The sequence below is a fragment of the Pseudomonas hunanensis genome, assembly GCF_013393325.1.
In the GTDB taxonomy this organism is placed as follows: Bacteria; Pseudomonadota; Gammaproteobacteria; order Pseudomonadales; family Pseudomonadaceae; genus Aquipseudomonas; species Aquipseudomonas putida_P.
Genome location: NZ_QJRC01000066.1, coordinates 51,988 through 77,972, shown reverse-complemented (window position 1 = coordinate 77,972; position 25,985 = coordinate 51,988). Strand labels below are relative to the sequence as shown.

The following is a 25,985-nucleotide window of genomic DNA, read 5'->3' as shown; positions in this document are numbered from 1 at the left end:
ATCGAAAAAGCGCCTCTAGGGGCGCTTTTTTGTTGCCTGCAAGGGCGATCAGCTACCAGCGAACCCGTTCTGCCGCCATGCCTCGTACACCGTCACCGCCACGGTATTGGACAGGTTCAAGCTACGGCACCCCGGCCGCATCGGCAGGCGCAGGCGTTGTTCGGCCGGCAGGCTGTCCAACACCTCGGCCGGCAACCCGCGGCTCTCTGGCCCGAACAGGAACGCATCGCCCGGTTGGTAAGCCACTTCGTGGAAGGGGTGCGAGCCCTTGGTGGTGAAGGCGAACAGTCGCGGGTTGCCCAGGCTTTCCAGGCATCCGGCCAGGCTCTCGTGGCGCCTGAGCGTGGCATACTCGTGGTAGTCCAGCCCCGCGCGGCGCAGGCGCTTGTCATCCAGTTCGAAACTGATGGGTTCGATCAGGTGCAGGTGGCAGCCGCTGTTGGCGCACAGGCGAATGATGTTGCCGGTATTCGGCGGAATTTCTGGTTGAAAAAGGATGACGTGAAACATGCACGGCTCCAAGCGTGAAGATGACGGGCATTCTACCCCTGAACCGGACGTGCGTTCGAAGGCCTTCCCACGGGTGATGCTGTCGTTGGCGATCGTCGGCTTGATGGTGGGGCTGATGATCGGTCGCCTGACTACGCCCGACGAGCGTGAGCTGCAACAGGTGCAAGTGGTGCAGGACGGCCTGCAGCTGTGGTTCAACGAAGAGCCCAAGCTGCACGGCGAGAACGTGGAAGGTACAGTGGCATTGCTGTTCCAGGCCCAGGGCAAGGCCCAGCAGGGGCAACTGAGCCTGCAGGGCAAGCCGGTGAGCTGGCGGGTACAGAACAGCCAGGAAGGGTTGTTGCTGACGGTGGTGGCCGCGCGCCCCCTGCACGGCGAGTGGAGCGGTGCAGAGGACGACGGGCGCTGGCGTGTGCAGGTGAAATTGCACGAATAAAAGAGGGGATTTCCCGGCCTGCCTGTACCAGGGTCCCCAAAAGGGGTGCTGCGTATAAAGGGGGGATTTCCCGGCCTGCCTGTACCGAGGTCCCCAAAACGGGCGATGCTGCGAATAAAAGAGGGGTTCACCCGGCCTGCCTGTACCAGGGCCCCCGAAACTGGGTATGTATTAGCTATTGCAGGGGGCGTGCCAGTTTTGCAAAGCCCGTGAATGTTGGGCTTTGAGGGGGAATTGGCCGGGTTTTGAGGGGATTTGTGCCTTCGCGAGGTGCATCGGGCACAGGATCGGTGCATCGGGGCTGAAAAAGCCTGGCCTGCTTCGCAGGCCTATCGCGACACAAGGCCGCTCCCACAGGACGCCGCTCCGTTCAGAGGCGGCGCTATCCCTGTGGGAGCGGCCTTGTGTCGCGAAAGGGCCGCAAAGCGGCCCCCGGGATCTTGAGGGTTTACTCAGAACTCAGTGGTCTTCACCTTCCTCATCATCCCCACCCGCCACATTCATCCCCAGCTCCTTGATCTTGCGCGTCAGGGTGTTACGCCCCCAACCCAGCAACAGCGCCGCATCCCGGCGCCGACCGGCGGTGTGCTTGAGCGCCGTCTCGATCATGATCCGTTCAAAACTCGGCACCGCGCTGTCCAGCAGGTTGGTCTGGCCGCGCGCCAACGCCTGGTCGGCCCACTGGCGCAGGGCCTGCTCCCAGTTGGTCACCGGTGCGGCGTCCTGTGGCAGGTTCAGAAGCTCGGGCGGCAGGTCGCCGATCAGCACTTCGCGGCTGGAAGCCATCACGGTGATCCAGCGGCAAGTGTTTTCCATCTGCCGCACGTTGCCCGGCCAGGGCAGGTTGCGGATGAACTCTTCGGTCTCAGGCTTGAGGACCTTCGGCTCGACCGCCAGCTCCTGAGCGGCCCGGGCAAGGAAGTGGCGGGCGAGCGCGGGGATGTCTTCGCGGCGGTCGGCCAGGCGCGGGATATGGATACGGATCACGTTCAGGCGGTGGAACAAGTCCTCACGGAACTTGCCGGCTTGCACCAGTGACTCCAGGTTCTGGTGGGTGGCGGCGATGATGCGCACGTCGACCTTGACCGGTACATGGCCGCCCACACGATAGAACTCGCCATCGGCCAGCACGCGCAGCAGGCGGGTCTGGGTGTCGGCAGGCATGTCACCGATTTCGTCGAGGAACAGCGTACCGCCATCGGCCTGCTCGAAACGGCCCCGGCGCAGGTTGGCAGCGCCGGTGAAGGCACCCTTTTCATGGCCGAACAGCTCCGATTCCATCAAGTCCTTGGGGATGGCGGCCATGTTCAGGGCAATGAACGGCGACGCCGCGCGCGGGCTGTGCCGGTGCAGGGCGTGGGCCACCAGCTCTTTGCCGGTGCCGGACTCGCCGTTGATCAGCACGGTGATGTTGGAGTGGCTGAGGCGGCCGATGGCGCGGAACACCTCCTGCATCGCCGGGGCTTCACCGATAATTTCCGGGGTGCGCGCCAGGTTCTGTGGCACATCCAGGCCCTGCTGTTCCTGGGCGTGCTGGTTGGCGCGCTTGACCAGCGAGACCGCTTCGTCGACGTCGAATGGCTTGGGCAGGTACTCGAAGGCCCCCCCCTGGTACGAGGCCACCGCGCTGTCCAAGTCGGAATGGGCGGTCATGATGATCACCGGCAGGCGCGGGTGCTGCTCGCGGATCTGTGCCAGCAAGTCGAGGCCGCTGGCGCCAGGCATGCGAATGTCGGAGATGATCACGTCCGGTTGCTGGCGCGCCAGGCGCCCCATCACACCGTCTGCGCTGTCGAAGCTCTGGGTGGTCATGCCTTCTTGTTGCAGGGCTTTTTCCAGGACCCAGCGGATGGAGCGATCATCGTCGACGATCCATACGGTTTCACTTCGGCTCATGAGGCGGTGGCTCCTTGTTCCAGGGGCAGGTAGATCGAGAAGGCGGTGTGGCCTGCGTGGCTTTCACACTCGATCAGGCCCTGGTGCTGGCTGATGATGTTCTGGGTAATGGCCAGGCCCAGCCCAGTGCCGTCCGGGCGGCCACTGACCATGGGATAGAAGAGAGTGTCCTGCAGTTCCGGCGGGATGCCCGGGCCGTTGTCGATGATCTCGACCCGCGCCACCAGGCGGTGGCGCACGTGGCCGATGGTGAACTGGCGCAAGGCGCGACTGCGCAAGGTAATGCGGCCCAGCCGCAGTTCATTCTGCGAGCTGATCGCCTGCATGGCGTTGCGCACGATATTGAGTACGGCCTGGATCATCTGCTCGCGGTCGATCAATACGTCCGGCAGGCTAGGGTCGTAATCGCGCACCAAAGTGATGCAGCCCTGGCTTTCGGCGTCGACCAGGCTACAGACTCGCTCCAGCACTTCGTGAATGTTGGTCATGGCAAGCGACGGCAGCTTGTTAGAGCCGAGCATGCGGTCGACCAGGTTACGCAGGCGGTCGGCCTCTTCGATGATCACGTTGGTGTAGTCGCGCAGGCCTTCCTCGGGCAGTTCGCGGGCCAGCAACTGGGCCGCGCCACGGATGCCGCCAAGGGGGTTCTTGATTTCATGGGCCAGGCCGCGCACCAGCATCTTGGTGGTTTCCTGCTTGCTCAGCTGAGCCTCTTCCTTGGTGATGCGCAGCAGCCGGTCGCGTGGGTGCACCTCAAGCAACAGCAGGGTCTGGCCCTGATGCAGGATTGGCGTTACCGCGTAGTCGACGGTGATGGTCTGCCCGGTCAGCGAAGTGAGCTGCGCTTCACGCTTGGTGAATGGATGCGCCTGCTCGACCGCCTGGCGCAGCGAGCTGAGTGCCTCGGTCGATTCGGTGAACAGCTCGCTGATGAACTGCCCATGGCTACGCTGGCCACTGACGGCCAGCAGCATTTCCGCTGCCGGGTTCATGTACTCCAGGCGCAGCTCGGCGTTGAGCAGCAACGTGGCGGTAGTCAGGTTGTCCAGAAGCAGACGGTGCTGTGCATCGCTGATGGTCATAAGGCGTCGTTGACCTCTTTTGGCGCTTGCCCGGCACTGCTTTGGCCTGGGCCGGACGCGGGGTGGTTCCGCTGGTGCGAGACTCTCGGCAAGAAAATGCAAGAAACAAACCAAAGCTCCGAAAAGAAGCGGAATTTGCCGATAAAGGCCTGGATCTGCGCAACTTCGGACCAGAAAGTCTGGATGAAACGTTTAACTTGACCCAGATTGGGGAGCAAATGAGGGCACGGTGTCAATTTGTGCACCAAGATAGAGCATAGCGTGATGGCGGGGTGGCGGTGCTTCTGCAGGGCGTGCAGAAACGAAAACGGCCTCCCGAGGGAGGCCGTTATGATCACGTCACCGGCACGAGGCGCCGATCAGATCAGCAGCTGTAGTACAGCTCGTATTCCAGCGGGTGTACGAAGGTGCGGACCTTGATTTCTTCTTCGCTCTTCAGCTCGATGAAGGCATCGATGAAGTCGTCGGAGAACACGCCGCCCTTGGTCAGGAACGCGCGGCCTTTGTCCAGCTCTTCCAGAGCCTCTTTCAGGCTGCCGCACACTTGCGGGATGTTCTTGGCTTCTTCTGGTGGCAGGTCGTACAGGTTCTTGTCGGCCGCGTCGCCTGGGTGGATCTTGTTCTGGATGCCATCCAGGCCAGCCATCAGCAGGGCCGCGAAGGCCAGGTACGGGTTGGCCGATGGGTCCGGGAAGCGGGCTTCGATACGGCGGGCTTTCGGGCTGCCGACGTAAGGAATACGGATCGAGGCGGAACGGTTACGAGCCGAGTAGGCCAGCATTACCGGGGCTTCGAAGCCTGGGACCAGACGCTTGTAGGAGTTGGTCGACGGGTTGGTGAAGCCGTTCAGGGCCTTACCGTGCTTGATGATACCGCCGATGAAGTACAGGGCGGTGTCGGACAGGCCGGCATAGCCTTCACCCGAGAAGGTGTTCTTGCCGTCTTTCCAGATCGACATGTGTACGTGCATGCCCGAGCCGTTGTCGCCGTACAGAGGCTTAGGCATGAAGGTGGCGGTACGGCCGTAGGCGTCGGCAACGTTGTGCACGACGTATTTCAGCGCCTGTACTTCGTCAGCCTTTTTCACCAGGGTGTTGAACTTGACGCCGATTTCGTTCTGGCCGGCAGTCGCCACTTCGTGGTGGTGAACTTCAACGGTCTGGCCCATTTCTTCCAGTGCGTTGCACATGGCAGTACGGATTTCGTGGTCGTGGTCGAACGGCGGAACCGGGAAGTAGCCGCCCTTCACGCCTGGACGGTGGCCTTTGTTGCCGCCTTCCACGTCAGCGTCGGTCATCCACGAGCCTTGCTCGGAGAAGATCTTGAACATCGAGCCGGAAATGTCCGACTTGAACTTCACTTCGTCGAAGATGAAGAACTCAGGCTCTGGGCCGGCGAAGACGGTGTCACCGATGCCGGTGCTCTTCAGGTACTCTTCGGCACGCTTGGCGATGGCGCGTGGGTCGCGATCGTAGCCCTGCATGCTCGACGGGTCGACGATGTCGCAGGTGATGATCAGGGTTGGCTCTTCGGTGAACGGGTCCAGGACGGCAGTGTCGTCGACCGGCATCAGGATCATGTCGGAGGCTTCGATGCCTTTCCAGCCAGCGATGGAGGAACCGTCGAACATCTTGCCGACTTCGAAGAAGTCTTCGTCCAGCGCATCACGCGACGGCATGGTCACGTGGTGCTGAATGCCTTTGGTGTCCGTGAAACGCAGATCAATCCACTTGACGTCATGATCTTTGATGAGTTGAACCGACTTCGACATGTTGTCCTCCGGATGGTCTAGAGCGCGGTGGGCCGCTGCCCTGGAAAAAGGGTGTTGCCGGGCGCGGATAGTCGGCCAAGCTTACCTGCCTCACAAGGGAGCAAATTGCATGCCAGTGCCCGAAAATGGCGAAGGCGGGATAAAAGGGGGCGTTTGTGGGCATTTGGCGTAGGGGTGGCGGGTAAAAATGCACCCTTTAGATGCGAGTTTTGGTGTTAGCGCACCAATACAGTGCGCGATTTGGGCTTTGTGCTTTCTTTGAGGGCTTTCCGCGGGTTTGCACGCGAAAAGGCCGGAACAGGCGGCACAAAACCCGCCTCATGCATTTATCTCAAAGCTTCTGATCAAAAGTTGGTCAAATCCTGAGCAATTTCCGATATAATTCGCGCCCCTCATTTTCGGCAGGCCCTGCGCGCGCTGTTAACCAATGAAACTTATCGTCAAAGTCTTCCCAGAAATCACCATCAAGAGCCGGCCGGTGCGCAAGCGTTTCATCCGCCAGCTCGCCAAGAACATCCGCAACGTGCTCAAGGACCTCGATCCTGAGCTCGCGGTCGATGGTGTCTGGGACAATCTCGAAGTGGTCACCCGCATCGAGGACGAAAAAGTCCAGCGCGAGATGATCGAGCGCCTCACCTGCACGCCGGGTATCACCCACTTCCTGCAGGTAGAGGAATACCCGCTGGGTGACTTCGACGACATCGTCGCCAAGTGCAAGCACCACTTCGGTCACCTGCTGGCCGGCAAGCACTTCGCCGTGCGCTGCAAGCGCGGTGGCCACCATGACTTCACCTCGATGGACGTCGACCGTTACGTCGGCAGCCAGCTGCGCCAGCAGTGTGGCGCCGCCGGCATCGAGCTGAAGAAGCCCGAAGTGCTGGTGCGCATCGAAATCCGCGACCAGCGCCTGTACGTCATCCACAACCAGCACCAGGGCATCGGCGGTTACCCGCTGGGCGCCCTGGAGCAGACCCTGGTGCTGATGTCCGGTGGCTTCGACTCCACCGTGGCGGCTTACCAGATGATGCGCCGTGGCCTGATGACCCACTTCTGCTTCTTCAACCTCGGCGGCCGTGCCCACGAGCTGGGCGTGATGGAAGTGGCCCACTACCTGTGGAAAAAGTACGGCAGCAGCCAGCGCGTGCTGTTCATCAGCGTGCCGTTCGAAGAGGTGGTTGGCGAGATCCTCAACAAGGTCGACAACAGCTACATGGGTGTGACCCTCAAGCGCATGATGCTGCGCGGTGCCGCGCGCATGGCCGACCGCCTGGAAATCGACGCACTGGTGACCGGCGAGGCGATCTCCCAGGTATCCAGCCAGACCTTGCCGAACCTGTCGATCATCGACTCGGCCACCGACAAGCTGGTGCTGCGCCCGCTGCTGGCGAGCCACAAGCAGGACATCATCGACCAGGCCAACGAAATCGGCACCGCCGACTTCGCCAAGCACATGCCAGAATACTGCGGCGTGATTTCGGTGAACCCGACCACCCATGCCAAGCGCCACCGCATGGAGCATGAAGAGAAGCAGTTCGACATGGCGGTGCTGGAGCGCGCCCTGGAACGCGCCAAGCTCATCTCCATCGACCATGTGATCGACGAGCTGGGCAAGGACGTCGAAATCGAGGAAGTGACCGAGGCTCTGTCGGGGCAGATCGTCATCGACATTCGTCACCCTGATGCCCAGGAAGACGAACCTCTGGTGCTGGACGGTATCGAAGTCCAGGCCATGCCGTTTTATGCCATCAACAGCAAGTTCAAGCACCTGGACCCCACGCGCCAGTACTTGCTGTATTGCGACAAGGGTGTGATGAGCCGTTTGCACGCACACCACCTGCTCAGTGAGGGACATGCCAATGTGCGTGTTTATCGTCCGACATAAGACGCCGGGGCTGTATGGCGGCAGTATCCGCCATCGCCCTCCCGACCGCCGGGCCCGCTGAGCCTTAAACAGTACATATTGGCCGCCTACACTGGGCGGCAACCGAATCCTCTGATCGAGATACACTTGTGATCGAAAATCTGCGTAACATCGCCATCATCGCCCACGTTGACCATGGTAAAACCACCCTGGTCGACAAACTCCTGCGTCAATCCGGCACTCTGGAGCGTAACGAGCTCAACGACGAGCGCGTCATGGACTCCAACGACCAGGAAAAAGAGCGCGGTATTACCATTCTGGCGAAAAACACCGCCATCAACTGGAACGGCTACCACATCAACATCGTCGACACCCCCGGCCACGCCGACTTCGGTGGCGAGGTTGAGCGTGTAATGTCGATGGTCGACTCCGTGCTGCTGCTGGTCGACGCCCAGGACGGCCCAATGCCGCAAACCCGCTTCGTGACCAAGAAGGCCTTCGAAGCCGGCCTGAAGCCAATCGTCGTGATCAACAAGGTTGACCGTCCGGGCGCACGTCCTGACTGGGTTCTGGACCAGATCTTCGACCTGTTCGACAACCTCGGCGCTACCGACGAGCAGCTGGACTTCAAAGTGGTCTACGCCTCGGCCCTGAACGGCATTGCCGGTCTGGACCACACCGAAATGGGCGAAGACATGACCGCCCTGTACCAGTCGATCATCGACAACGTACCGGCTCCTTCCGTTGACCGTGACGGCCCGTTCCAGATGCAAATCTCGGCACTGGACTACAACAGCTTCCTCGGCGTTATCGGTGTTGGCCGTATCGCCCGTGGTCGCGTCAAGCCGAACACCCCGGTTGTCGCCATCGACACCAACGGCAAGAAGCGTAACGGCCGTATCCTGAAGCTGATGGGTCACCATGGCCTGCACCGCATCGACGTCGAAGAAGCCCAGGCTGGCGACATCGTCTGCATCAGCGGTTTCGACGAGCTGTTCATCTCCGACACCCTGTGCGCCCCGGACGCGGTAGAAGCGATGAAGCCGCTGACCGTTGACGAGCCAACCGTTTCGATGACCTTCCAGGTCAACGACTCGCCGTTCTGCGGTAAAGAAGGCAAGTTCGTCACCAGCCGTAACATCAAGGACCGTCTGGACAAGGAGCTGCTGTACAACGTTGCTCTGCGCGTTCAGGAAACCGATTCCCCAGACAAGTTCAAGGTTTCGGGCCGTGGTGAGCTGCACCTGTCGGTACTGATCGAAACCATGCGTCGTGAAGGCTTCGAGATGGCTGTGGGCCGTCCTGAAGTGATCATCCGCGAAGTCGACGGCGTCAAGCAGGAACCGTTCGAGAACGTCACCATCGACATCCCTGAAGAATCCCAGGGCAAGGTGATGGAAGAGATGGGTCTGCGTAAAGGCGACCTGACCAACATGGTTCCGGATGGCAAAGGCCGTGTTCGCCTGGAGTACAACATTCCAGCCCGTGGTCTGATCGGTTTCCGTAACCAGTTCCTGACCCTGACCAACGGTGCAGGCATCCTGACCTCGATCTTCGATCGCTACGACACCATGAAGTCGGGCCAAATGTCCGGCCGCCTCAACGGTGTACTGGTTTCGGTCGAGACCGGCAAGGCGCTGACCTACTCGCTGGAAACCCTGCAGGCACGTGGCAAGCTGTTCGTTGAACACGGCCAGGAGATCTACAACGGTCAGATCATCGGCCTGAACAGCCGCGATAACGACCTGGGCGTGAACCCGACCAAAGGCAAGAAGCTCGACAACATGCGTGCTTCGGGCAAAGACGAAGTCATCGCCCTGGTACCGCCAGTTCGCCACACCCTCGAGCAGGCCCTGGAATTCATCCAGGACGACGAGCTGTGCGAAGTGACGCCGAAGTCGATCCGTCTGCGCAAGAAGATCCTGGACGAAGGCGAGCGTACCCGCGCTGCCAAGAAAGCCAAGAACTGAGTTAGCTCAGGCTGAATGAAAACGCCCCCGGTCGTAAGGCCGGGGGCGTTTTTTTTGCCTTGCGTTCATCAAAAGTTAGTATTTCAGGTGTGTGGATTTCTGGTAAATGCCACTGTATCAGTAAATGTCTCCATGTGTCTGGGTGTTTGATTATTCATTAGTCTCATCTCCCTACTTTATTTGAGGGTGAGGGACTGAATATGTCTGATGTGATTGTCGGCAAGGATATATGCATTATCGATGACGGCATTACCGATAAAGAGCATGCGCAAATCTAGCAGCTCCTTACTGATTCGGTGTGGCGCTATGGGTGGCCTTATCCTTATTCGCCGCTTGAGCGCCCTTGCTGGCACAGTTTCATAGCCGGCTCTCGCAGAGACAAGTTGGAAGATTGCGAGCAGGAGCTGCGTGAGCGCTCGGACTGGGGTTTCCTGGCGGACATCTGGGCACGCATTAAAGCCGCTCACATGCCTTCAGCCGTATTGCTGGGTGTGTACGCGAACGGGCAAACCACCAGTCAGGATGGACCTATACATCGGGATAATACTGCGGAGGCGCCGGGACGAACTGTCATGCTGTTCTGTAGTGAACATTGGGCCACTTGCTGGGGAGGCGAGTTAATGTTCTACGACGCCGGCAAGGAGACCATCATTATGTCGGTACAGCCCAAGCCAAGAAGGGTTGTCGTTTTCAATGGCGAGATACCGCACGCCGCACGGGCACCTGCAGCAAGCTGTAACCGTCTGCGTATGAGTATTGCCTTCAAGACGATGATAAAGGAGTGATGGCAGATGGCTAAAACAGTTGAAATAATCCTGGGCTATGTCGATGCACCCGTCGCGGTGGGGGCGGCTTCGACCTCCATAGTGGATCAGTACGATAGCGACAAGTCTGGTTTCGATTTGGTGAACCAGAGTGCGCAGACAGGTGCTGCGGTCGCAGGCGTCACGTCGATTGTAAAGCTGACAGCGGGTTTTACACCATTTCTGAACATAAAAACGAATACCCTGGCGGCAACTACAGTGCTTCTAAAGATTACAGCGAGGTACAAGACGAAGCAGGAATTTGAAACCGGAGATGTCTTAAGTCTGATTGGGAATGATGCTGGGATTGTTGGAGGAATTACCTTGCTGGCTGGTGCAAGTTCAGCTGCAGTGGCATTCACAGCTGTGGGTGTAGGGGCTAATGCGTTTGGGATTTTTAATTCTGATGTGGCGAAGAAATTGTATCATTCTGCAATTATCCCTGTTCTGGAAAAATATTTTGTTGCGGATACAAGCGCGGTGTTTCCAGATTACTGGGTTGCACCGGACTTGACACTGGCATCTCTTGATCAAATAATTGCGAGCTACTCAGGTGGCATTGCGGTAAGTCAGTGGAATCCTGATACACATAATGTTTCGCTTGGCAGTAACTCCGTTTACATATTTGGAGTGAGCGCGGGAAGTGGGGGCGGATATATAGAGGGTGACAGTGGAGGGAGTCAGGTCATTCCACTGACTGGCTCCGGTTGGGGTATTGGCGTCGGTCCTCTAGAGTACCCAGGGTGGAATATTGATATTGGTCCCATACAAATTATCGAGCCTGGCGGTAGTAATTGGGGTGTTGACAGGTATCACTGAAGAGCGTAGTTCTGCATTGTTTTGGTAAGATATAAGGAGGAGGTGTGCATTCAATGTCTGGTTTTTTCAAAATATACAGAGCCTCCCCTCCGTTTAAACGTATTCAATTGCTATCAATTGTTTTGGTTACAATGCTGTCATTTGCAGCGCTGTATTACAGTGACTTAAAAGTATACAAAGCTCCTGATTTTTCCAGGTTGACGTTTGTTGAAGGGCGTGTATCGGGTTACCCGGACACTTGGGAGCATAATCGTTCGATTATACATTTCGCAGTTGCATACACGCTGGATGGAGTACGGTATGGTAAAGGGATCTACACGTATCCGGCGTTGTACAAGGAGTCAGGGCTGCGAATAAACAAGAAGGTATCCTTGACGGTGGAGCGCCTGGACGACGGCAGCCAAGTGCGTGAACTGGCCACCTTGGATGGCCGTGTCCTTTTCGATGATCGATTCCATCAGCAAGTCATCGCTTGGAACAATCAATCAATAAAGTTCAAGGTGGTGTTGGCAGGCCTGATGTCATTTGGGCTCGCTGTCGCGGCTTTGGTCGTAGCTATACGTCATCGGGGCAAGCTTTTTCAGGCTGGTTGAGCTCAAGCTTGTTTCAAGCAGGCTGTAAAAACACAAAACCCCCAATGAAGGGGGTCGTATCGCGGATGCCCTTAGGGATTTCTCCCGTCAACCGGCACGGCCGGAACCAGGTGGCGGCGTCTAGACACTTCCTGAAGGAAGCTCCGTATACATCAAGACGAGTAAAAGTCTATTGAGTCTTGGCGTGGCCGTCAACGGCCAACCACCTTGGGCTTGTACGCACAATACCCCGGCCGCGGCCCGACCTTGGGGTGGTTGCGGCAGGTATCCGGGCGCTTGTCATAAATGGTGCACAGGCGGCTTTTACGATCCAGGTACATGCAGTCATCGTTGCTCATCCGGGTCAGGGTGAAAATCCCCGACTTCTGGTTGAAGCGCTCGATGATGCCTTCCTTCTGCAAGCGTTTAGCCACGTTCTTCGGCGGTTCGTCTTTTTCGAACTCGTCGACCACGCCGATACGGATCAGATCCTTGATCTTCACCTCCACCGGCAGGGTGCAGCAGGTCGAATGGCAGCCATGGCACATGTTGCTGGTATAGCGCTGCCAGGTCTCCAGGCGGTCGACTTCGGCCGCGGCGATCAGGGTCGTTTTCATCTTTATAGGGTGGATCACGGTCTTGGGGCGCGCGATGATACCGGAATTGTTCAATTTATGAACAACCTTTTGCCGGAATCGCAGCGTCGGCATGAAAACTGCGAACCGTAACTGTCACTCCCGGTCGAAGGGTCTAGTCTCATCAATCTCCCTCCGCTTTCGTCAACTTGCCCGAGGATGCCGCATGTCCCAGGAACCTAAAGCTCGTGACGCCGAAGTCGCGGATTTTCGCGCTGCTGTACTGAACAAGCTGACCTACGCGGTCGGCAAGGACCCGGAGCACGCCTTCGACCATGACTGGTTCGAAGCCATTGCCCTGGCTGCGCGCGATCACATGGTCGATCACTGGATGGATCATACGCGTCAGGCCTATCGGCGCAGCCAGAAACGGGTCTACTACCTTTCCCTGGAGTTCCTCATCGGCCGCCTGCTGTACGACAGCCTGAGCAACTTGGGCTTGTTGGACATCGCGCGCGATGCGCTGGAAGGGCTGGATGTGGACCTTGAACGTATTCGTCTGCTTGAGCCGGATGCTGCGTTGGGCAATGGTGGCTTGGGCCGATTGGCTGCATGCTTCATGGAGAGCATGTCTACCTTGGGTATCGCTGCCCATGGCTACGGCATCCGCTACGAGCATGGGCTGTTCCGGCAGGCGGTGGTCGATGGCTGGCAGCAGGAACAGACTGAAAACTGGCTGGATTTCGGCAACCCCTGGGAGTTCGAACGCGCCGAGGTGATTTACCCGATCAGCTTCGGCGGCAGTGTCGAAACCGTGCACGATGCCAGCGGCACCCCACGTCAGGTATGGTCGCCGGGTGAAACGGTGCGGGCGGTGGCATACGACACGCCGGTGGTCGGCTGGCGCGGAGCCAGCGTCAACACCCTGCGCTTGTGGCGTGCGCGTGCGCTGGAAGAGCTGCACCTGGAGCGTTTCAACGCCGGTGACCATCTGGGGGCTGTGGCTGAAGTGGCGCGTGCCGAGAGTATCTCGCGTGTGCTGTACCCGGCTGACAGTACCGAGGCCGGTCAGGAGTTGCGCCTGCGCCAGGAGTATTTCTTCGTGTCGGCTTCGCTGCAGGACTTGCTGCGCCGTCACCTGAACATGCACAAGGACCTGCTCAACCTGCCCGATGCGGCGGCCATCCAGCTCAACGACACCCACCCCTCGATTGCCGTGGCGGAGTTGATGCGGTTACTGGTGGATCAGCACGAAGTGCCTTGGGAAAAGGCCTGGGAGCTGACCGTCGGTACGCTCGCCTACACCAACCACACCCTGTTGCCCGAAGCCCTGGAAACCTGGCCGGTAGCGTTGATGGAGCGCATGCTGCCGCGGCACATGCAGATCATCTACCTGATCAATGCCTTCCATATCGATGCCTTGCGGGCCAAAGGCCTGCACGATTTCGACGTGCTGCGCGCGGTGTCGTTGATCGAAGAAGACAACGGCCGTCGGGTGCGCATGGGCAACCTGGCGTTTCTTGGCTCGCACAGCGTCAACGGCGTGTCGGCGCTGCACAGCAAGCTGATGAAGAGCACGGTGTTTTCCGAACTGCACAAGCTCTATCCGCAACGGATCAACAACAAGACCAATGGCATTACCTTCCGCCGCTGGTTGTACCAGTCCAACCCTCAGCTGACCGAGATGCTGGTCGAGGCGCTTGGCCCGGAACTCAAGGACGACCCGGAGGCGCTTCTGGCCGGCCTGGTGCCGTTCGCCGACAAAGCCGGTTTCCGCAAGCAGTTCGCGGCCCAGCGCCTGCACAGCAAACGCGCCCTGGCCAGCATCATCCAGGACCGCATTGGCGTTACGGTCAACCCCGAGGCGCTGTTTGACGTGCAGGTCAAACGCATTCACGAGTACAAGCGCCAGCTGCTGAACCTCCTGCACACCGTTGCGCTGTACCAGGCCATGCGCAATGACCCAGGCACCAATTGGGTGCCGCGGGTGAAGATCTTCGCTGGCAAGGCTGCGGCCAGTTACCACCAGGCCAAGCTGATCATAAAGCTGGCCAACGACATCGCCCGGGTGGTGAACAACGACCCGACCGTGCGCGGCTTGCTGAAGGTGGTGTTCCTGCCTAACTACAACGTCAGCCTGGCCGAAAGCATCATTCCGGCGGCGGACCTTTCCGAACAGATTTCCACCGCCGGTTACGAGGCCTCTGGCACCAGCAACATGAAGTTCGGCCTCAATGGCGCGCTGACCATCGGCACCTTGGATGGCGCCAACGTAGAGATGTGCGAGCAGGTAGGGGCCGACAATATGTTCATCTTCGGCCTGACCGCGCAGCAGGTCGAGGCACGCAAGCGGGCCGGTGATTTTGGTGCCAATGCCGCCATAGCCGCCTCCAGCCGCTTGAGCGATGTGTTGCAGGCCATTCGCAGCGGCGTGTTCTCGTCAGACGACCCGTCACGCTACACCGGGTTGATCGATGGCCTGGTGGCCTACGATCGTTTCCTCGTATGCGCCGATTTCGATGCCTACTGGGATGCCCAGCGACGGGTCGAAGACCTGTGGCACACGCCGCAGGAATGGTGGCGCATGGCGGTGCTGAACACCGCGCGGATGGGTTGGTTCTCGTCGGACCGGACCATTCGCGAATATGCCAACGAGATCTGGAAGGCTCTGGATTGATGTAAGCCTGTGCTGACCTCTTCGCGGGTAAACCCGCTCCCACAGGGAAATCTACAGCTGCAAGGCCTGTGTAGATCCTTGTGGGAGCGGGTTCACCCGCGAATGGCCCTCACTCCGACCACCGGCCTGGCGAAGGCTGAACTACCGACCTATTGTGCCGTCTGAGAGCCGTGGCGAGTCTCATCACTCGCTAGCCCGCCACTCTCCCTGTAAACTGCGGGGGTTTTTTATCTCCCCCATCCATTCGGAGCCATACATGTCCCGCGTTACCCTGAGTCGCTATCTGATTGAGCAGACCCGCAGCAACAATACCCCTGCCGATCTGCGCTTCCTGATCGAAGTGGTGGCGCGTGCGTGCAAGGAAATCAGCCATCACGTCTCCAAAGGCGCCCTTGGCGGCGTGCTGGGCAGCATGGGCACTGAAAACGTGCAGGGCGAAGTCCAGAAGAAACTGGACGTGATTTCCAACGACATCCTGCTGGAAGCCAACGAGTGGGGCGGCCACCTGGCCGGCATGGCGTCCGAAGAAATGGACAACGCCTACCAGATCCCGGGCAAGTACCCGAAAGGCGCCTACTTGCTGGTCTTCGACCCACTGGACGGCTCGTCGAACATCGACGTCAACGTATCGGTCGGCACCATCTTCTCGGTGCTGCGTTGCCCTAACCAGTACCTGAGCCAGAACGAAAGCCTCAACGAAGAAGCCTTCCTGCAGCCAGGCACCGAGCAGGTTGCCGCCGGCTATGCCATCTACGGCCCGCAGACCATGCTGATCCTGACCCTGGGCAACGGCGTCAAGGGCTTTACCCTGGACCGTGAGCTGGGTAGCTTCGTACTGACTCACGAAAACATCCAGGTGCCGGCCACCACCGCCGAGTTCGCTATCAACATGTCCAACCAGCGTCACTGGGAAGCCCCGGTACAACGCTACGTTGGCGAACTGCTGGCAGGTGAAACCGGCCCGCTGAAGAAGAACTACAACATGCGCTGGATTGCCTCGATGGTAGCCGACGTGCACCGCATCCTGACCCGTGGCGGCCTGTTCATGTACCCACGTGATGCCCGCGAGCCAAGCAAACCGGGCAAGCTGCGCCTGATGTACGAAGCCAACCCGATGTCGTTCATCATCGAACAGGCCGGCGGCGCTTCCACCAACGGTTACGATCGCATCCTCGACATCAAGCCAGAAAGCCTGCACCAGCGCGTGTCGGTGATCCTTGGCTCGAAGGAAGAGGTCGAGCGCGTCACCGCCTACCACAAGGAGTAAGTCATGCTCGCACCTTGGCAGCCGTTGCTGGAGTGGTGGTTCGGTTGGGGCACCAGTGCCCAGGCCGTGGCTGACGAGAAGAGCACGCTGTGGTTCGGCAAGCATCATGATGCCGACGCCCATGCGCTGTTTGGCGACCTGGTCGAGCAGGCCCTGGCGGGCGGGCTCGACGAGTGGCAGCAAAGCCCGCAGGGCTGGCTGGGCCTGCTGATCTTGCTGGACCAGCTGCCGCGCATGATTTACCGCGACACGCCGCGCGCCTTCGAGGGCGACCGGCGTGCCCAGGTGGTGGCCATGCAGGGGCTGCAGAAGGGCTGGGACTATCAACTGTTGCCCATCCAGCGGGTGTTCGTACTGCTGGTGCTGGAGCATGCCGAGGTGCTGGACTGGCAGAACCTGTGTGTCGAGCGCTATCAGATGCTGCTGGATGAGCAGCCAGAGGCTACCCGCCGGCTGTTCGAAGGCTTCCTCGACTATGCCGAGCAGCACCAGCGAGTCATTGCCCGGTTCGGGCGTTTCCCGCACCGCAACCTGGTGCTGGAGCGCCCGAGTACCAGCGAAGAGATGGACTTTTTGCTGGAGCCTGGTTCCAGGTTCTGATGCCCGAAGGGCCTGCTGCGCAGGCCATCGCGATGCAAGGCCGCCCTCAGGGCGGCCTTTTTATTGGGCGAACGACTATTTCTTTGTGATTAATCGCACAGTAATGGCCATCCGACCAATGGTGTAGGGGCAAAGGGGGTGGGGCAGGGAACCAGGGAGGGATTTTCCCGTCGAAGATCACTGCAGGCCACTCGCCTGTATCATCTTCCAGGAGTGTCCTTCATGTCGTTGCGTTCCCTCGCCCTGTTGTCGCTGTGCGTCGTTCTGACTGCCTGCAGCAAGATCAATCAGGAAAACTATTCCAAGATCAAGGCCGGTATGAACAAGGCCGAGGTCGAGCAGTTGCTCGGCACGCCGACCGAGTGTTCGGGCGCGCTGGGCATGAGCAGCTGCACTTGGGGGGACGAGAAGAGCTTCATCAGCGTGCAGTACGCGGCTGACAAGGTACTGATGTACTCCGGGCAGGGCCTCAAATGAGGCGCCTGTACCTGCTGATGGGGGTATGCCTGGCGTTGCTGCTGGGTGGTTGCGCAGGCTCCGTGCACGACCCGCTGGCGCCGAAAACCGCTGGCAATGTCGACCTCAAGCGCTACCAGGGCAAATGGTTCGAACTGGCGCGCCTGCCCATGCGCTACCAGACCGGCTGCGAGCAGTCCGAGGCACACTACAACCTCAAGCCGGACGGCACCTTTGGCGTGCTCAACCGCTGCCGTACCATGGGTGATGAATGGCTGCGCGCCGAAGGGCATGCCAGCATCCAGGAGCCGGGGCATACCGACAAGCTGTGGGTAGAGTTCGATAACTGGTTCACCAAGCTGGTGCCTGGCGTGGCGCGGGGTGAGTACTGGATTCTGTACGTGGATGATCGCTACCGCACAGCGGTGGTCGGCAGCCCGGACCGCAAGCACCTGTGGATTCTGTCGCGCACGCCGACGTTGCCGGCCTGGGAGCGCGAGAACCTGCTGTCCAAGGCGCGGCAGCAGGGGTATGACACCAGTCGGTTGATCTGGCGAGCGTCCGATCAGCAAATCGTGAAAATGCACTGATGTTTGGGGCTGCTTTGCAGCCCCAATACGCTCAACCCAAGAGCTGGCGCAGCACGCCGGCAAATGCCTGCGCGCTTTCCGCTTCCTGCGCATGCCGACCCTGGCGCACCACCCACTGTCCGTTCACCATCACGTCGCGTACCTGGCGATCCCCACCGGCGAACAGCCAGCGGTTGAGAATGGCGTCGCCATCCGCCATGGCGATGTAAGGGTCCTGCCCATCGAGCACCAGCCAGTCGGCGCGCTTGCCCACGGCCAGCTCCCCGACCGCCTGCCCCAGCGCCTGCGCGCCGCCTGCCAGTGCAGCGTCGTACAGCGTGCGCCCGACCATCGGCTGGTCGCCACGATACAGGCGATTGCGTCGCTGGTCCCGTAGCCGCTGGCCATACTCCAGCCAGCGCAGTTCTTCCACCACGCTCAGCGACACATGGCTGTCCGAACCAATGCCCATGCGCCCGCCCTGGGCCAGGAAGTCCACCGCCGGGAATATCCCGTCGCCCAGGTTGGCTTCGGTAGTCAGGCACAGCCCAGCCACCGCGCCACTGCGGGCCATGGCGGTGACCTCGTCCGGCTCGGCGTGGGTGGCGTGCACCAGGCACCAGCGCGGGTTCACGTCCACATGTTCGTACAGCCACTGCAATGGACGCAGGCCACTCCAGGCCAGGCAATCGTCCACCTCCTTCTGCTGCTCGGCGATGTGGATATGCACCGGGCATTGTGGGGCGCTGGCTGCCAGCACATCGGCGATTTGCCCAGGCGTTACCGCCCGCAGTGAATGGAAGCACAAGCCCAGTTGCTGCGCCGGTTGCGCGGCCAGCAGCGGGGCCAGTTGTGCCTGCAGCTTCAGGTACTGTTCGGTGGAGTTGATGAAGCGCCGCTGCCCGTCGTTCGGTGCTTGGCCGCCGAAGCCTGCGTGGCTGTACAGTACCGGCAGCAAGGTCAGGCCTATGCCGCTGTCGGCTGCGGCCGCGCTGATGCGGCAGGACAGTTCGGCCGGGTCCGCGTAGGGCTTGCCGGCCTGGTCATGGTGCACGTAGTGGAATTCCGCCACCGAGGTGTAGCCGGCCTTGAGCATTTCGATGTACAGCTGGCGGGCGATGATCTGCAACTGGTCCGGCGTGATCTGCCCGACCAGGCGGTACATCAGGTCGCGCCAGGTCCAGAAGCTGTCGTTGGGGTTGCCGGCCACTTCCGCCAGGCCCGCCATGGCGCGCTGGAAGGCATGCGAGTGAAGATTGGGCATGCCGGGCAGCAGCGGGCCGGCCAGGCGCTCGGCGCCTTCGGCCGAAGCGCCGGGCTCGATGCGGGCCACATGGCCATCGCTGGCGACCTCGATACGGACATGGCTGGCCCAGCCCGTGGGGAGCAGGGCGCGTTCGGCGAAGTAGGCGGACATCTGTGCAAATCCTGTTATTGTTAACTTGTATATACATATACAGCCGTTTGCCTGCCGGGTAAACTGCGGCAAGCTACCGCTCACTCCATATGCACAAGGATCCAACGCCGTGCCGACACCTCCTGTCTCCGCGCTGGTTGCCCAGATGGGCGAGGGCCCGGCGCCGTTGTACGCCCGGGTCAAACAGATGATCATCCAGCAGATCGACAACGGCAGCTGGCCACCCCATCACCGGGTCCCCTCGGAGAGTGAACTGGTCAGCGAGCTGGGCTTCAGCCGCATGACCATCAACCGTGCCCTGCGTGAACTCACCGCCGAAGGGCTGCTGGTGCGCATGCAAGGGGTCGGCACCTTCGTGGCCGAGCCCAAGGGCCGTTCGGCGCTGTTCGAAGTCAACAACATTGCCGACGAAATTGCCGCGCGCGGCCACCAGCATAGCTGCCAGGTGATCACCCTCAACGAGGAAGCCGCCGGCTCCGAGCGGGCCTTGGCCCTGGACATGCGCGAAGGCCAGCGCGTGTTCCACTCGCTGATCGTGCATTTCGAGAACGGCGTGCCGGTGCAGATCGAGGACCGCTACGTCAACGCGGCCATTGCCCCCGACTACCTCAAGCAGGACTTCACCCGGCAGACGCCTTACGCCTACCTGTCCCAGGTGGCGCCGCTGACCGAAGGTGAGCACGTGGTCGAGGCCATTCTGGCCGAGCCGGAAGAGTGCCGCCTGCTGCAGATCGAGCGGGGCGAGCCGTGCCTGCTGATTCGCCGCCGTACCTGGTCCGGTCGCCAGCCGGTGACCGCTGCACGGCTGATCCACCCCGGTTCCCGTCATCGCCTGGAAGGACGTTTCAGTAAATGAGCCAGCTGCAGTTGTTGCGTGCGCAGGATTACCCGCGCATGCCGTGGAAGAACGGTGGCGGTTTCACCGAAGAAATTACCCGCGACAGTGGCGAGGGCCTGGATGGCTTTGGCTGGCGCCTGTCGATTGCCGATATCGAAGAGTCGGGTGGTTTTTCCACCTTCGCCGGTTATCAGCGAATCATCACCGTGCTGCAGGGCGACGGCATGCGCTTGATGGTCGACGGCCAGGCCAGCCGGCCGTTGCTGCCGTTCGATGCCTTTGCCTTCAGCGGTGAAAGCCAGGTCAGTTGCAAGCTGCTGGGGGGGGCGATCCGCGATTTCAACCTGATCTATGCGCCGCAGCGGTATCGGGCGCGGTTGCAGTGGTTCGATGGCACCAGCCGGTTGTACAGCTCGGCGTCGACGGTGCTGTTGTTTGCGGCCGGTAGCCAGGTCGAGGTTGGCGTTGCCGGGCGTGAGACGCAGCGGTTGGGGTTGTATGACTGCCTGCGGCTGGAGGGCAACGACGAGTTGCTTGGGCTGGAGGTTCAGGGGCGGTTTTGCTTGATCGAGCTCATTTTGCGCTGATGGGCTTGGCAATGCATTTTCATTGCCTGTGAGATCGAGCGCCGCCCGCGCGGCGCATCGCGAGCTGCGCTCGCTCCTACGTTTGTTTCGGGCCAATCATGCCTGTGGGATTTGCGCGCGAACGCCTGGGCGCACGGCTCGATATCGCGTCGTACAAACCAGGCGGTCGCGCGCGCCTGTCACAGGCGATACTGGCCCGAAACAAACGTAGGAGCGAGCGCAGCTCGCGAAGCGCCGCGCGGGCGGCGCTCGATCTATGCACCACCACAAAACCCAAGCCAGGAACGCACAGGTCCAATTATTTTGGTTGTCCATGCTTGTACATACAAGTAAAGGTGTGTTTGTATATTCACCACGACATACCCGCCCGCGGACGACCGCAGAGGACCTTTCCCGTGACCGACAACAACAAATACCGTGACGTTGAAATCCGTGCCCCACGTGGCAACAAGCTGACCGCCAAAAGCTGGCTGACCGAAGCGCCACTGCGCATGCTGATGAACAACCTCGACCCGCAGGTCGCGGAAAACCCGAAAGAACTGGTGGTGTACGGCGGTATCGGCCGCGCCGCCCGTAACTGGGAATGCTACGACAAGATCGTCGAAACCCTGACCCGCCTGGAAGACGACGAAACCCTGCTGGTGCAGTCGGGCAAGCCGGTCGGCGTGTTCAAGACCCACAGCAACGCCCCGCGCGTGTTGATCGCCAACTCCAACCTGGTGCCACACTGGGCCAACTGGGAACATTTCAACGAACTGGACGCCAAGGGCCTGGCCATGTACGGCCAGATGACCGCTGGCAGCTGGATCTACATCGGCAGCCAAGGCATCGTTCAGGGCACCTATGAAACCTTCGTCGAAGCCGGTCGCCAGCACTACGGTGGCAGCCTGAAAGGCAAGTGGGTGCTCACAGCAGGCCTCGGCGGCATGGGTGGCGCGCAGCCACTGGCCGCTACCCTGGCCGGTGCCTGCTCGCTGAACATCGAGTGCCAGCAGAGCCGCATCGACTTCCGTCTGGAAACCCGCTACGTAGACGAGCAGGCCACTGACCTTGACGACGCCCTGGCGCGCATCGCCAAGTACACCGCCGAAGGCAAGGCCATTTCCATCGCCCTGCACGGCAACGCCGCCGAAATCCTGCCAGAGCTGGTCAAGCGTGGCGTGCGCCCGGACATGGTCACCGACCAGACCAGCGCCCACGACCCGCTGAACGGCTACCTGCCTGCCGGCTGGACCTGGGAACAGTACCGCGACCGTGCGCAGACCGAACCGGCTGCAGTGGTCAAGGCCGCCAAGCAGTCGATGGCCGTGCACGTACAGGCCATGCTGGACTTCCAGAAACAGGGCATCCCGACCTTCGACTACGGCAACAACATCCGTCAGATGGCCAAGGAAGAAGGCGTGGCCAATGCCTTCGACTTCCCAGGCTTCGTCCCTGCCTACATCCGCCCGCTGTTCTGCCGTGGTATCGGCCCGTTCCGCTGGGCGGCGCTGTCTGGCGAGGCAGAGGACATCTACAAGACCGACGCCAAGGTCAAGGAACTGATCCCCGACGACGCCCACCTGCACCGCTGGCTGGACATGGCCCGCGAGCGCATCAGCTTCCAGGGCCTGCCGGCGCGTATCTGCTGGGTTGGCCTGGGCCTTCGCGCCAAGCTGGGCCTGGCCTTCAACGAAATGGTCCGCAGCGGCGAGCTGTCGGCACCGGTGGTGATCGGCCGTGACCACCTGGACTCGGGTTCGGTATCCAGCCCCAACCGCGAAACCGAAGCCATGCGTGATGGTTCGGACGCCGTTTCCGATTGGCCACTGCTCAACGCCCTGCTGAACACCGCAGGCGGCGCCACCTGGGTGTCGCTGCACCACGGCGGTGGTGTGGGCATGGGCTTCTCGCAGCACTCGGGCATGGTCATCGTCTGTGACGGTACCGATGAAGCTGCCGAGCGTATCGCCCGCGTACTGACCAACGATCCAGGGACTGGCGTCATGCGCCACGCCGATGCCGGTTATGACATCGCCATCGACTGCGCCAAGGAGCAGGGCCTGGACCTGCCGATGATCACTGGCTGATCGCCACGCTTTGGATCGCACCCCGCAAGGGGTGATACTGAACAACAAGAAGGAGCGCGCAGGCACCCAACGACGGGCCTGCGGCTCCACGCGATTGGAGTAGCAAAGTGACCGAACTCACCCTCAAGCCTGGCACCCTGACCTTGGCCCAGCTGCGCGCGATCCACGCCGCGCCCGTGCGCCTGCAACTGGATGCCAGCGCCGCGCCGGCCATCGACGCCAGCGTTGCCTGCGTCGAGCAAATCATTGCCGAAGACCGCACCGCCTACGGCATCAACACCGGTTTCGGCCTGTTGGCCTCGACCCGCATTGCCAGCCACGACCTGGAAAACCTGCAGCGCTCGCTGGTGCTGTCCCACGCCGCCGGTATCGGCGCGCCGCTGGATGACGACCTGGTGCGGTTGATCATGGTGCTGAAAATCAACAGCCTCAGCCGTGGTTTTTCAGGCATTCGTCGCAAAGTCATCGACGCCCTGATTGCCCTGGTAAACGCCGAAGTCTATCCGCACATCCCGCTGAAAGGCTCCGTGGGTGCTTCCGGCGACTTGGCACCGCTGGCGCACATGTCGCTGGTGCTGCTGGGTGAAGGCAAAGCCCGCTACAAGGGCCAATGGCTGTCGGCTACCGAAGCCCTGGCGGTTGCCGGCCTCGAACCGCTGACCCTGGCTGCCAAAGAAGGCCTGGCCCTGCTCAACGGCACCCAGGCGTCCACCGCCTATGCCCTGCGTGGCCTGTTCCAGGCCGAAGACCTGTATGCCGCCGCCATCGCCTGCGGCGGCCTAAGCGTCGAAGCCGTATTGGGCTCGCGTTCGCCGTTCGATGCGCGTATCCACGAAGCGCGTGGCCAGCGCGGCCAGATCGACACCGCCGCCTGCTTCCGCGACCTGCTGGGCGATTCCAGCGAAGTGTCGCTGTCGCACAAGAACTGTGACAAGGTTCAGGACCCGTACTCGCTGCGCTGCCAGCCGCAGGTCATGGGCGCGTGCCTGACCCAGCTGCGCCAGGCCGCCGAGGTACTGGGCGTCGAAGCCAACGCTGTGTCGGACAACCCGCTGGTGTTCGCTGCCGAGGGTGACGTGATTTCCGGTGGTAACTTCCACGCAGAGCCCGTGGCCATGGCTGCCGACAACCTGGCCCTGGCCATTGCCGAAATCGGCTCGCTCAGCGAGCGCCGCATCTCGCTGATGATGGACAAGCACATGTCCCAGCTGCCGCCGTTCCTGGTGGAAAACGGTGGGGTGAACTCCGGCTTCATGATCGCCCAGGTGACCGCTGCCGCCCTGGCCAGCGAGAACAAGGCCCTGTCGCACCCGCACAGCGTCGACAGCCTGCCAACCTCGGCCAACCAGGAAGACCATGTGTCGATGGCCCCGGCTGCCGGCAAGCGCCTGTGGGAAATGGCCGAAAACACCCGTGGCGTACTGGCCATCGAATGGCTGGGCGCCTGCCAGGGTCTGGACCTGCGCAAGGGCCTGAAGACTTCGGCCAAGCTGGAGAAGGCACGCCAGGCGCTGCGCAGCGAAGTGGCGCACTACGACCGTGACCGTTTCTTCGCGCCAGACATCGAAAAGGCTGTGGAACTGTTGGCCAAGGGCAGCCTGACCGGTTTGTTGCCGGCGGGCGTGCTGCCAAGCCTGTAATGCCCCTGGGGGCCGCATTGCGGCCCTTTGCGGGCGCGCCCGCTCTCATAGGTACGGCACAAAGCTGCGGTATTCCTGTGGGAGCGGGCGTGCCCGCGAATGGGCTACGCAGCAGCCCCTTCTGATCTCACGACCACAAAAACAATTTAAGGACGTGACATGCAACAAGCTCAAGGTCTCAAACGCGGGCTAAGTGCCCGCCACATCCGTTTCATGGCCCTCGGTTCCGCCATCGGCACCGGGCTGTTCTACGGTTCCGCCTCGGCCATCCAGATGGCCGGCCCGGCCGTGCTGCTGGCCTACCTGATCGGCGGCGCCGCTGTGTTCATGGTCATGCGCGCCCTCGGCGAAATGGCCGTGCACAACCCGGTGGCCGGTTCCTTCGGTCACTACGCCAGCACCTACCTCGGCCCCATGGCCGGCTTCATCCTCGGCTGGACCTACGCCTTCGAGATGGTCATCGTCGCCATCGCCGACGTCACCGCCTTCGGGATCTACATGGGCTTCTGGTTCCCGGAGGTCGCCCGCTGGATCTGGGTGCTGGGTATCGTCTTCATCATCGGCGGCCTGAACCTGTGCAACGTCAAGGTATTTGGCGAGATGGAGTTCTGGCTGTCGCTGCTCAAGGTGGGCGCCATCGTTGCGATGATCCTGGCCGGGCTCGGCATCATGGCCTTCGGTTTCAGCCAGGTGGGCACCGGGCATGCCGTGGGCATGAGCAACCTGTTCGACCACGGCGGCTTCATGCCTAACGGCATCGGCGGGCTGATTGCGTCGTTTGCCGTGGTGATGTTCGCTTTCGGCGGTATCGAGATCATCGGCGTCACCGCCGGTGAGGCCAAGGACCCGCAACGCGTTATCCCCAAAGCGATCAACGCGGTGCCCCTGCGCATCCTGCTGTTCTACGTGCTCACCCTGTTCGTGCTGATGTGCCTGTACCCCTGGCCGCAAATCGGCAGCCAGGGCAGCCCGTTCGTGCAGATCTTCAGCAACCTGGGGATTGGCTCGGCCGCCGCCGTGCTGAATGTCGTGGTGATTTCCGCCGCCATCTCGGCCATCAACAGCGACATCTTCGGCGCCGGCCGCATGATGTACGGCCTGGCCCATCAAGGACATGCGCCACGCAGCTTCGGCAAGCTGTCGAAACATGGCGTGCCGTGGATGACCGTGGTGGTGATGGGCGCTGCATTGCTGATCGGCGTGCTGCTCAACTACCTGATCCCGGAAAACGTGTTCCTGCTGATTGCCTCGATCGCCACCTTCGCCACGGTGTGGGTGTGGCTGATGATCCTGCTTACCCAGGTGGCCATGCGCCGCAGCATGAGCCGTGAGGAAGTGGCCCAGCTCAAGTTCCCGGTACCGTTCTGGCCCTATGGCCCGGCCATGGCCATTGCGTTCATGGTGTTCATCTTTGGCGTGCTTGGCTACTTCCCGGACACCCAGGCGGCATTGATCGTCGGCGTGATCTGGGTGGTGTTCCTGGTGGCGTCCTACCTGCTGTGGTGCAAGCCGCGCGCAGGGCAGGGCCAGCCGGCAGTGGAACCGGCCGAGCTGCACCGCTAGTAAAGGA

22 protein-coding genes are annotated in these 25,985 nt (G+C 61.0%); 16 read left to right on the top strand and 6 right to left on the bottom strand.

The window, feature by feature from the left end; genetic code table 11:
- Nucleotides 1-48 precede the first annotated feature (48 nt).
- Entirely contained in the window at nt 49-510 is a 462-nt protein-coding gene (gene trmL, locus DM807_RS03075; RefSeq protein ID WP_060514974.1) for a tRNA (uridine(34)/cytosine(34)/5-carboxymethylaminomethyluridine(34)-2'-O)-methyltransferase TrmL, read from the bottom strand.
- Between trmL and DM807_RS03070 the strand changes: the two genes are divergently transcribed.
- Nucleotides 509-946: a hypothetical protein gene (locus tag DM807_RS03070; protein ID WP_041166611.1), complete on the top strand. Its 438-nt coding sequence runs from the start codon at nt 509-511 to the stop codon at nt 944-946. The two genes, trmL and DM807_RS03070, sit on opposite strands and share 2 nt — an antisense overlap.
- 459 nt (nt 947-1,405) lie before the next feature.
- On the opposite strand, the gene ntrC is transcribed toward DM807_RS03070, so the two are convergent.
- From ntrC to glnA, 3 genes are all read right to left on the bottom strand, one after another.
- On the bottom strand, nt 1,406-2,842 hold the full coding sequence (gene ntrC / locus DM807_RS03065) for a nitrogen regulation protein NR(I) (RefSeq protein ID WP_012274604.1): 1,437 nt from the start codon (nt 2,840-2,842) through the stop codon (nt 1,406-1,408).
- The gene (gene glnL / locus DM807_RS03060; RefSeq protein WP_003249215.1) at nt 2,839-3,924 is read right to left on the bottom strand and encodes a nitrogen regulation protein NR(II); all 1,086 of its coding nucleotides are present in this window, start codon (nt 3,922-3,924) and stop codon (nt 2,839-2,841) included. Before glnL ends, ntrC begins: the two co-directional genes overlap by 4 nt.
- Before the next feature lie 364 nt (nt 3,925-4,288).
- Nucleotides 4,289-5,695: a type I glutamate--ammonia ligase gene (gene glnA / locus DM807_RS03055; protein ID WP_012274602.1), complete on the bottom strand. Its 1,407-nt coding sequence runs from the start codon at nt 5,693-5,695 to the stop codon at nt 4,289-4,291.
- Between the two features lie 427 nt (nt 5,696-6,122).
- Here glnA and thiI point away from each other — a divergent pair, with 427 nt between their 5' ends.
- The 5 genes from thiI to DM807_RS03030 all read left to right on the top strand — a co-directional run bounded on the left by thiI (nt 6,123) and on the right by DM807_RS03030 (nt 11,741).
- Nucleotides 6,123-7,577 carry a tRNA uracil 4-sulfurtransferase ThiI gene (thiI, locus tag DM807_RS03050; RefSeq protein ID WP_179027038.1) on the top strand — a complete coding sequence of 485 codons (1,455 nt, stop codon included), beginning with the start codon at nt 6,123-6,125 and terminating at the stop codon, nt 7,575-7,577.
- 128 nt (nt 7,578-7,705) lie between these two features.
- Nucleotides 7,706-9,526 (top strand): translational GTPase TypA, encoded by a 1,821-nt coding sequence (gene typA / locus DM807_RS03045; RefSeq protein ID WP_012274600.1) that lies wholly within the window; start codon nt 7,706-7,708, stop codon nt 9,524-9,526.
- Nucleotides 9,527-9,993: 467 nt separating this feature from the next.
- A complete protein-coding gene (locus DM807_RS27630) occupies nt 9,994-10,311 on the top strand; it encodes a 2OG-Fe(II) oxygenase (protein ID WP_041166802.1) in 318 nt (105 codons plus the stop codon).
- Between the two features lie 6 nt (nt 10,312-10,317).
- The gene (locus DM807_RS03035; RefSeq protein ID WP_179027037.1) at nt 10,318-11,148 is read left to right on the top strand and encodes a hypothetical protein; all 831 of its coding nucleotides are present in this window, start codon (nt 10,318-10,320) and stop codon (nt 11,146-11,148) included.
- A gap of 53 nt (nt 11,149-11,201) precedes the next feature.
- Nucleotides 11,202-11,741, top strand: coding sequence for a hypothetical protein (locus DM807_RS03030; protein WP_012274597.1), 540 nt, complete (start codon nt 11,202-11,204; stop codon nt 11,739-11,741).
- A 191-nt stretch (nt 11,742-11,932) separates the two neighbouring features.
- Here the strand turns inward: DM807_RS03030 and DM807_RS03025 are convergent, their stop codons facing one another.
- Nucleotides 11,933-12,337, bottom strand: coding sequence for a YkgJ family cysteine cluster protein (locus tag DM807_RS03025; protein ID WP_003249225.1), 405 nt, complete (start codon nt 12,335-12,337; stop codon nt 11,933-11,935).
- 184 nt (nt 12,338-12,521) lie between these two features.
- Between DM807_RS03025 and DM807_RS03020 the strand changes: the two genes are divergently transcribed.
- The 5 genes from DM807_RS03020 (at nt 12,522) to DM807_RS03000 (ending at nt 17,885) form a co-directional block, all read left to right on the top strand.
- Complete coding sequence (locus DM807_RS03020; protein WP_012274596.1) at nt 12,522-14,972, top strand: glycogen/starch/alpha-glucan phosphorylase; 2,451 nt, start codon at nt 12,522-12,524, stop codon at nt 14,970-14,972.
- 256 nt (nt 14,973-15,228) lie between these two features.
- Nucleotides 15,229-16,239: a class 1 fructose-bisphosphatase gene (locus DM807_RS03015; RefSeq protein WP_012274595.1), complete on the top strand. Its 1,011-nt coding sequence runs from the start codon at nt 15,229-15,231 to the stop codon at nt 16,237-16,239.
- Nucleotides 16,240-16,242: 3 nt separating this feature from the next.
- On the top strand, nt 16,243-16,839 hold the full coding sequence (locus tag DM807_RS03010; RefSeq protein ID WP_012274594.1) for a DUF924 family protein: 597 nt from the start codon (nt 16,243-16,245) through the stop codon (nt 16,837-16,839).
- A gap of 222 nt (nt 16,840-17,061) precedes the next feature.
- Nucleotides 17,062-17,316 (top strand): outer membrane protein assembly factor BamE domain-containing protein, encoded by a 255-nt coding sequence (bamE, locus tag DM807_RS03005; protein WP_003249234.1) that lies wholly within the window; start codon nt 17,062-17,064, stop codon nt 17,314-17,316.
- Entirely contained in the window at nt 17,313-17,885 is a 573-nt protein-coding gene (locus tag DM807_RS03000; RefSeq protein WP_012274593.1) for a lipocalin family protein, read from the top strand. The genes bamE and DM807_RS03000 overlap by 4 nt, the downstream gene beginning before the upstream one ends.
- Before the next feature lie 31 nt (nt 17,886-17,916).
- Here the strand turns inward: DM807_RS03000 and DM807_RS02995 are convergent, their stop codons facing one another.
- Nucleotides 17,917-19,281, bottom strand: coding sequence for a formimidoylglutamate deiminase (locus DM807_RS02995; protein WP_012274592.1), 1,365 nt, complete (start codon nt 19,279-19,281; stop codon nt 17,917-17,919).
- Nucleotides 19,282-19,426: 145 nt separating this feature from the next.
- On the opposite strand from DM807_RS02995, the gene hutC reads away from it, so the two are divergent.
- The 5 genes from hutC to DM807_RS02970 all read left to right on the top strand — a co-directional run bounded on the left by hutC (nt 19,427) and on the right by DM807_RS02970 (nt 25,978).
- Nucleotides 19,427-20,137 carry a histidine utilization transcriptional repressor HutC gene (gene hutC, locus DM807_RS02990; protein WP_171577230.1) on the top strand — a complete coding sequence of 237 codons (711 nt, stop codon included), beginning with the start codon at nt 19,427-19,429 and terminating at the stop codon, nt 20,135-20,137.
- Entirely contained in the window at nt 20,134-20,706 is a 573-nt protein-coding gene (locus DM807_RS02985) for a HutD/Ves family protein (protein WP_012274590.1), read from the top strand. Before hutC ends, DM807_RS02985 begins: the two co-directional genes overlap by 4 nt.
- A 395-nt stretch (nt 20,707-21,101) precedes the next feature.
- Complete coding sequence (hutU, locus tag DM807_RS02980) at nt 21,102-22,775, top strand: urocanate hydratase (protein WP_012274589.1); 1,674 nt, start codon at nt 21,102-21,104, stop codon at nt 22,773-22,775.
- A gap of 107 nt (nt 22,776-22,882) precedes the next feature.
- Entirely contained in the window at nt 22,883-24,415 is a 1,533-nt protein-coding gene (gene hutH, locus DM807_RS02975; protein ID WP_012274588.1) for a histidine ammonia-lyase, read from the top strand.
- A 159-nt stretch (nt 24,416-24,574) separates the two neighbouring features.
- Nucleotides 24,575-25,978, top strand: a complete 1,404-nt coding sequence (locus tag DM807_RS02970) for an amino acid permease (RefSeq protein ID WP_012274587.1) — start codon at nt 24,575-24,577, stop codon at nt 25,976-25,978.
- The last annotated feature ends 7 nt before the right edge of the window (nt 25,979-25,985 follow it).

Excerpts from the sequence above, each read along its gene's own strand:
- hutC (WP_171577230.1), top strand. The coding sequence starts at position 19,427 with ATGGGCGAGGGCCCGGCGCCGTTGTACGCCCGGGTCAAACAGATGATC.
- glnL (WP_003249215.1), bottom strand. The coding sequence starts at position 3,924 with ATGACCATCAGCGATGCACAGCACCGTCTGCTTCTGGACAACCTGACT.
- DM807_RS03035 (WP_179027037.1), top strand. The coding sequence starts at position 10,318 with ATGGCTAAAACAGTTGAAATAATCCTGGGCTATGTCGATGCACCCGTC.
- ntrC (WP_012274604.1), bottom strand. The coding sequence starts at position 2,842 with ATGAGCCGAAGTGAAACCGTATGGATCGTCGACGATGATCGCTCCATC.
- DM807_RS03070 (WP_041166611.1), top strand. The coding sequence starts at position 509 with ATGCACGGCTCCAAGCGTGAAGATGACGGGCATTCTACCCCTGAACCG.
- thiI (WP_179027038.1), top strand. The coding sequence starts at position 6,123 with ATGAAACTTATCGTCAAAGTCTTCCCAGAAATCACCATCAAGAGCCGG.
- DM807_RS02970 (WP_012274587.1), top strand. The coding sequence starts at position 24,575 with ATGCAACAAGCTCAAGGTCTCAAACGCGGGCTAAGTGCCCGCCACATC.
- DM807_RS03010 (WP_012274594.1), top strand. The coding sequence starts at position 16,243 with ATGCTCGCACCTTGGCAGCCGTTGCTGGAGTGGTGGTTCGGTTGGGGC.
- DM807_RS02995 (WP_012274592.1), bottom strand. The coding sequence starts at position 19,281 with ATGTCCGCCTACTTCGCCGAACGCGCCCTGCTCCCCACGGGCTGGGCC.
- DM807_RS03015 (WP_012274595.1), top strand. The coding sequence starts at position 15,229 with ATGTCCCGCGTTACCCTGAGTCGCTATCTGATTGAGCAGACCCGCAGC.
- DM807_RS27630 (WP_041166802.1), top strand. The coding sequence starts at position 9,994 with ATGCCTTCAGCCGTATTGCTGGGTGTGTACGCGAACGGGCAAACCACC.
- glnA (WP_012274602.1), bottom strand. The coding sequence starts at position 5,695 with ATGTCGAAGTCGGTTCAACTCATCAAAGATCATGACGTCAAGTGGATT.
- bamE (WP_003249234.1), top strand. The coding sequence starts at position 17,062 with ATGTCGTTGCGTTCCCTCGCCCTGTTGTCGCTGTGCGTCGTTCTGACT.
- DM807_RS03000 (WP_012274593.1), top strand. The coding sequence starts at position 17,313 with ATGAGGCGCCTGTACCTGCTGATGGGGGTATGCCTGGCGTTGCTGCTG.
- DM807_RS03030 (WP_012274597.1), top strand. The coding sequence starts at position 11,202 with ATGTCTGGTTTTTTCAAAATATACAGAGCCTCCCCTCCGTTTAAACGT.
- DM807_RS03020 (WP_012274596.1), top strand. The coding sequence starts at position 12,522 with ATGTCCCAGGAACCTAAAGCTCGTGACGCCGAAGTCGCGGATTTTCGC.
- trmL (WP_060514974.1), bottom strand. The coding sequence starts at position 510 with ATGTTTCACGTCATCCTTTTTCAACCAGAAATTCCGCCGAATACCGGC.
- DM807_RS03025 (WP_003249225.1), bottom strand. The coding sequence starts at position 12,337 with ATGAAAACGACCCTGATCGCCGCGGCCGAAGTCGACCGCCTGGAGACC.
- DM807_RS02985 (WP_012274590.1), top strand. The coding sequence starts at position 20,134 with ATGAGCCAGCTGCAGTTGTTGCGTGCGCAGGATTACCCGCGCATGCCG.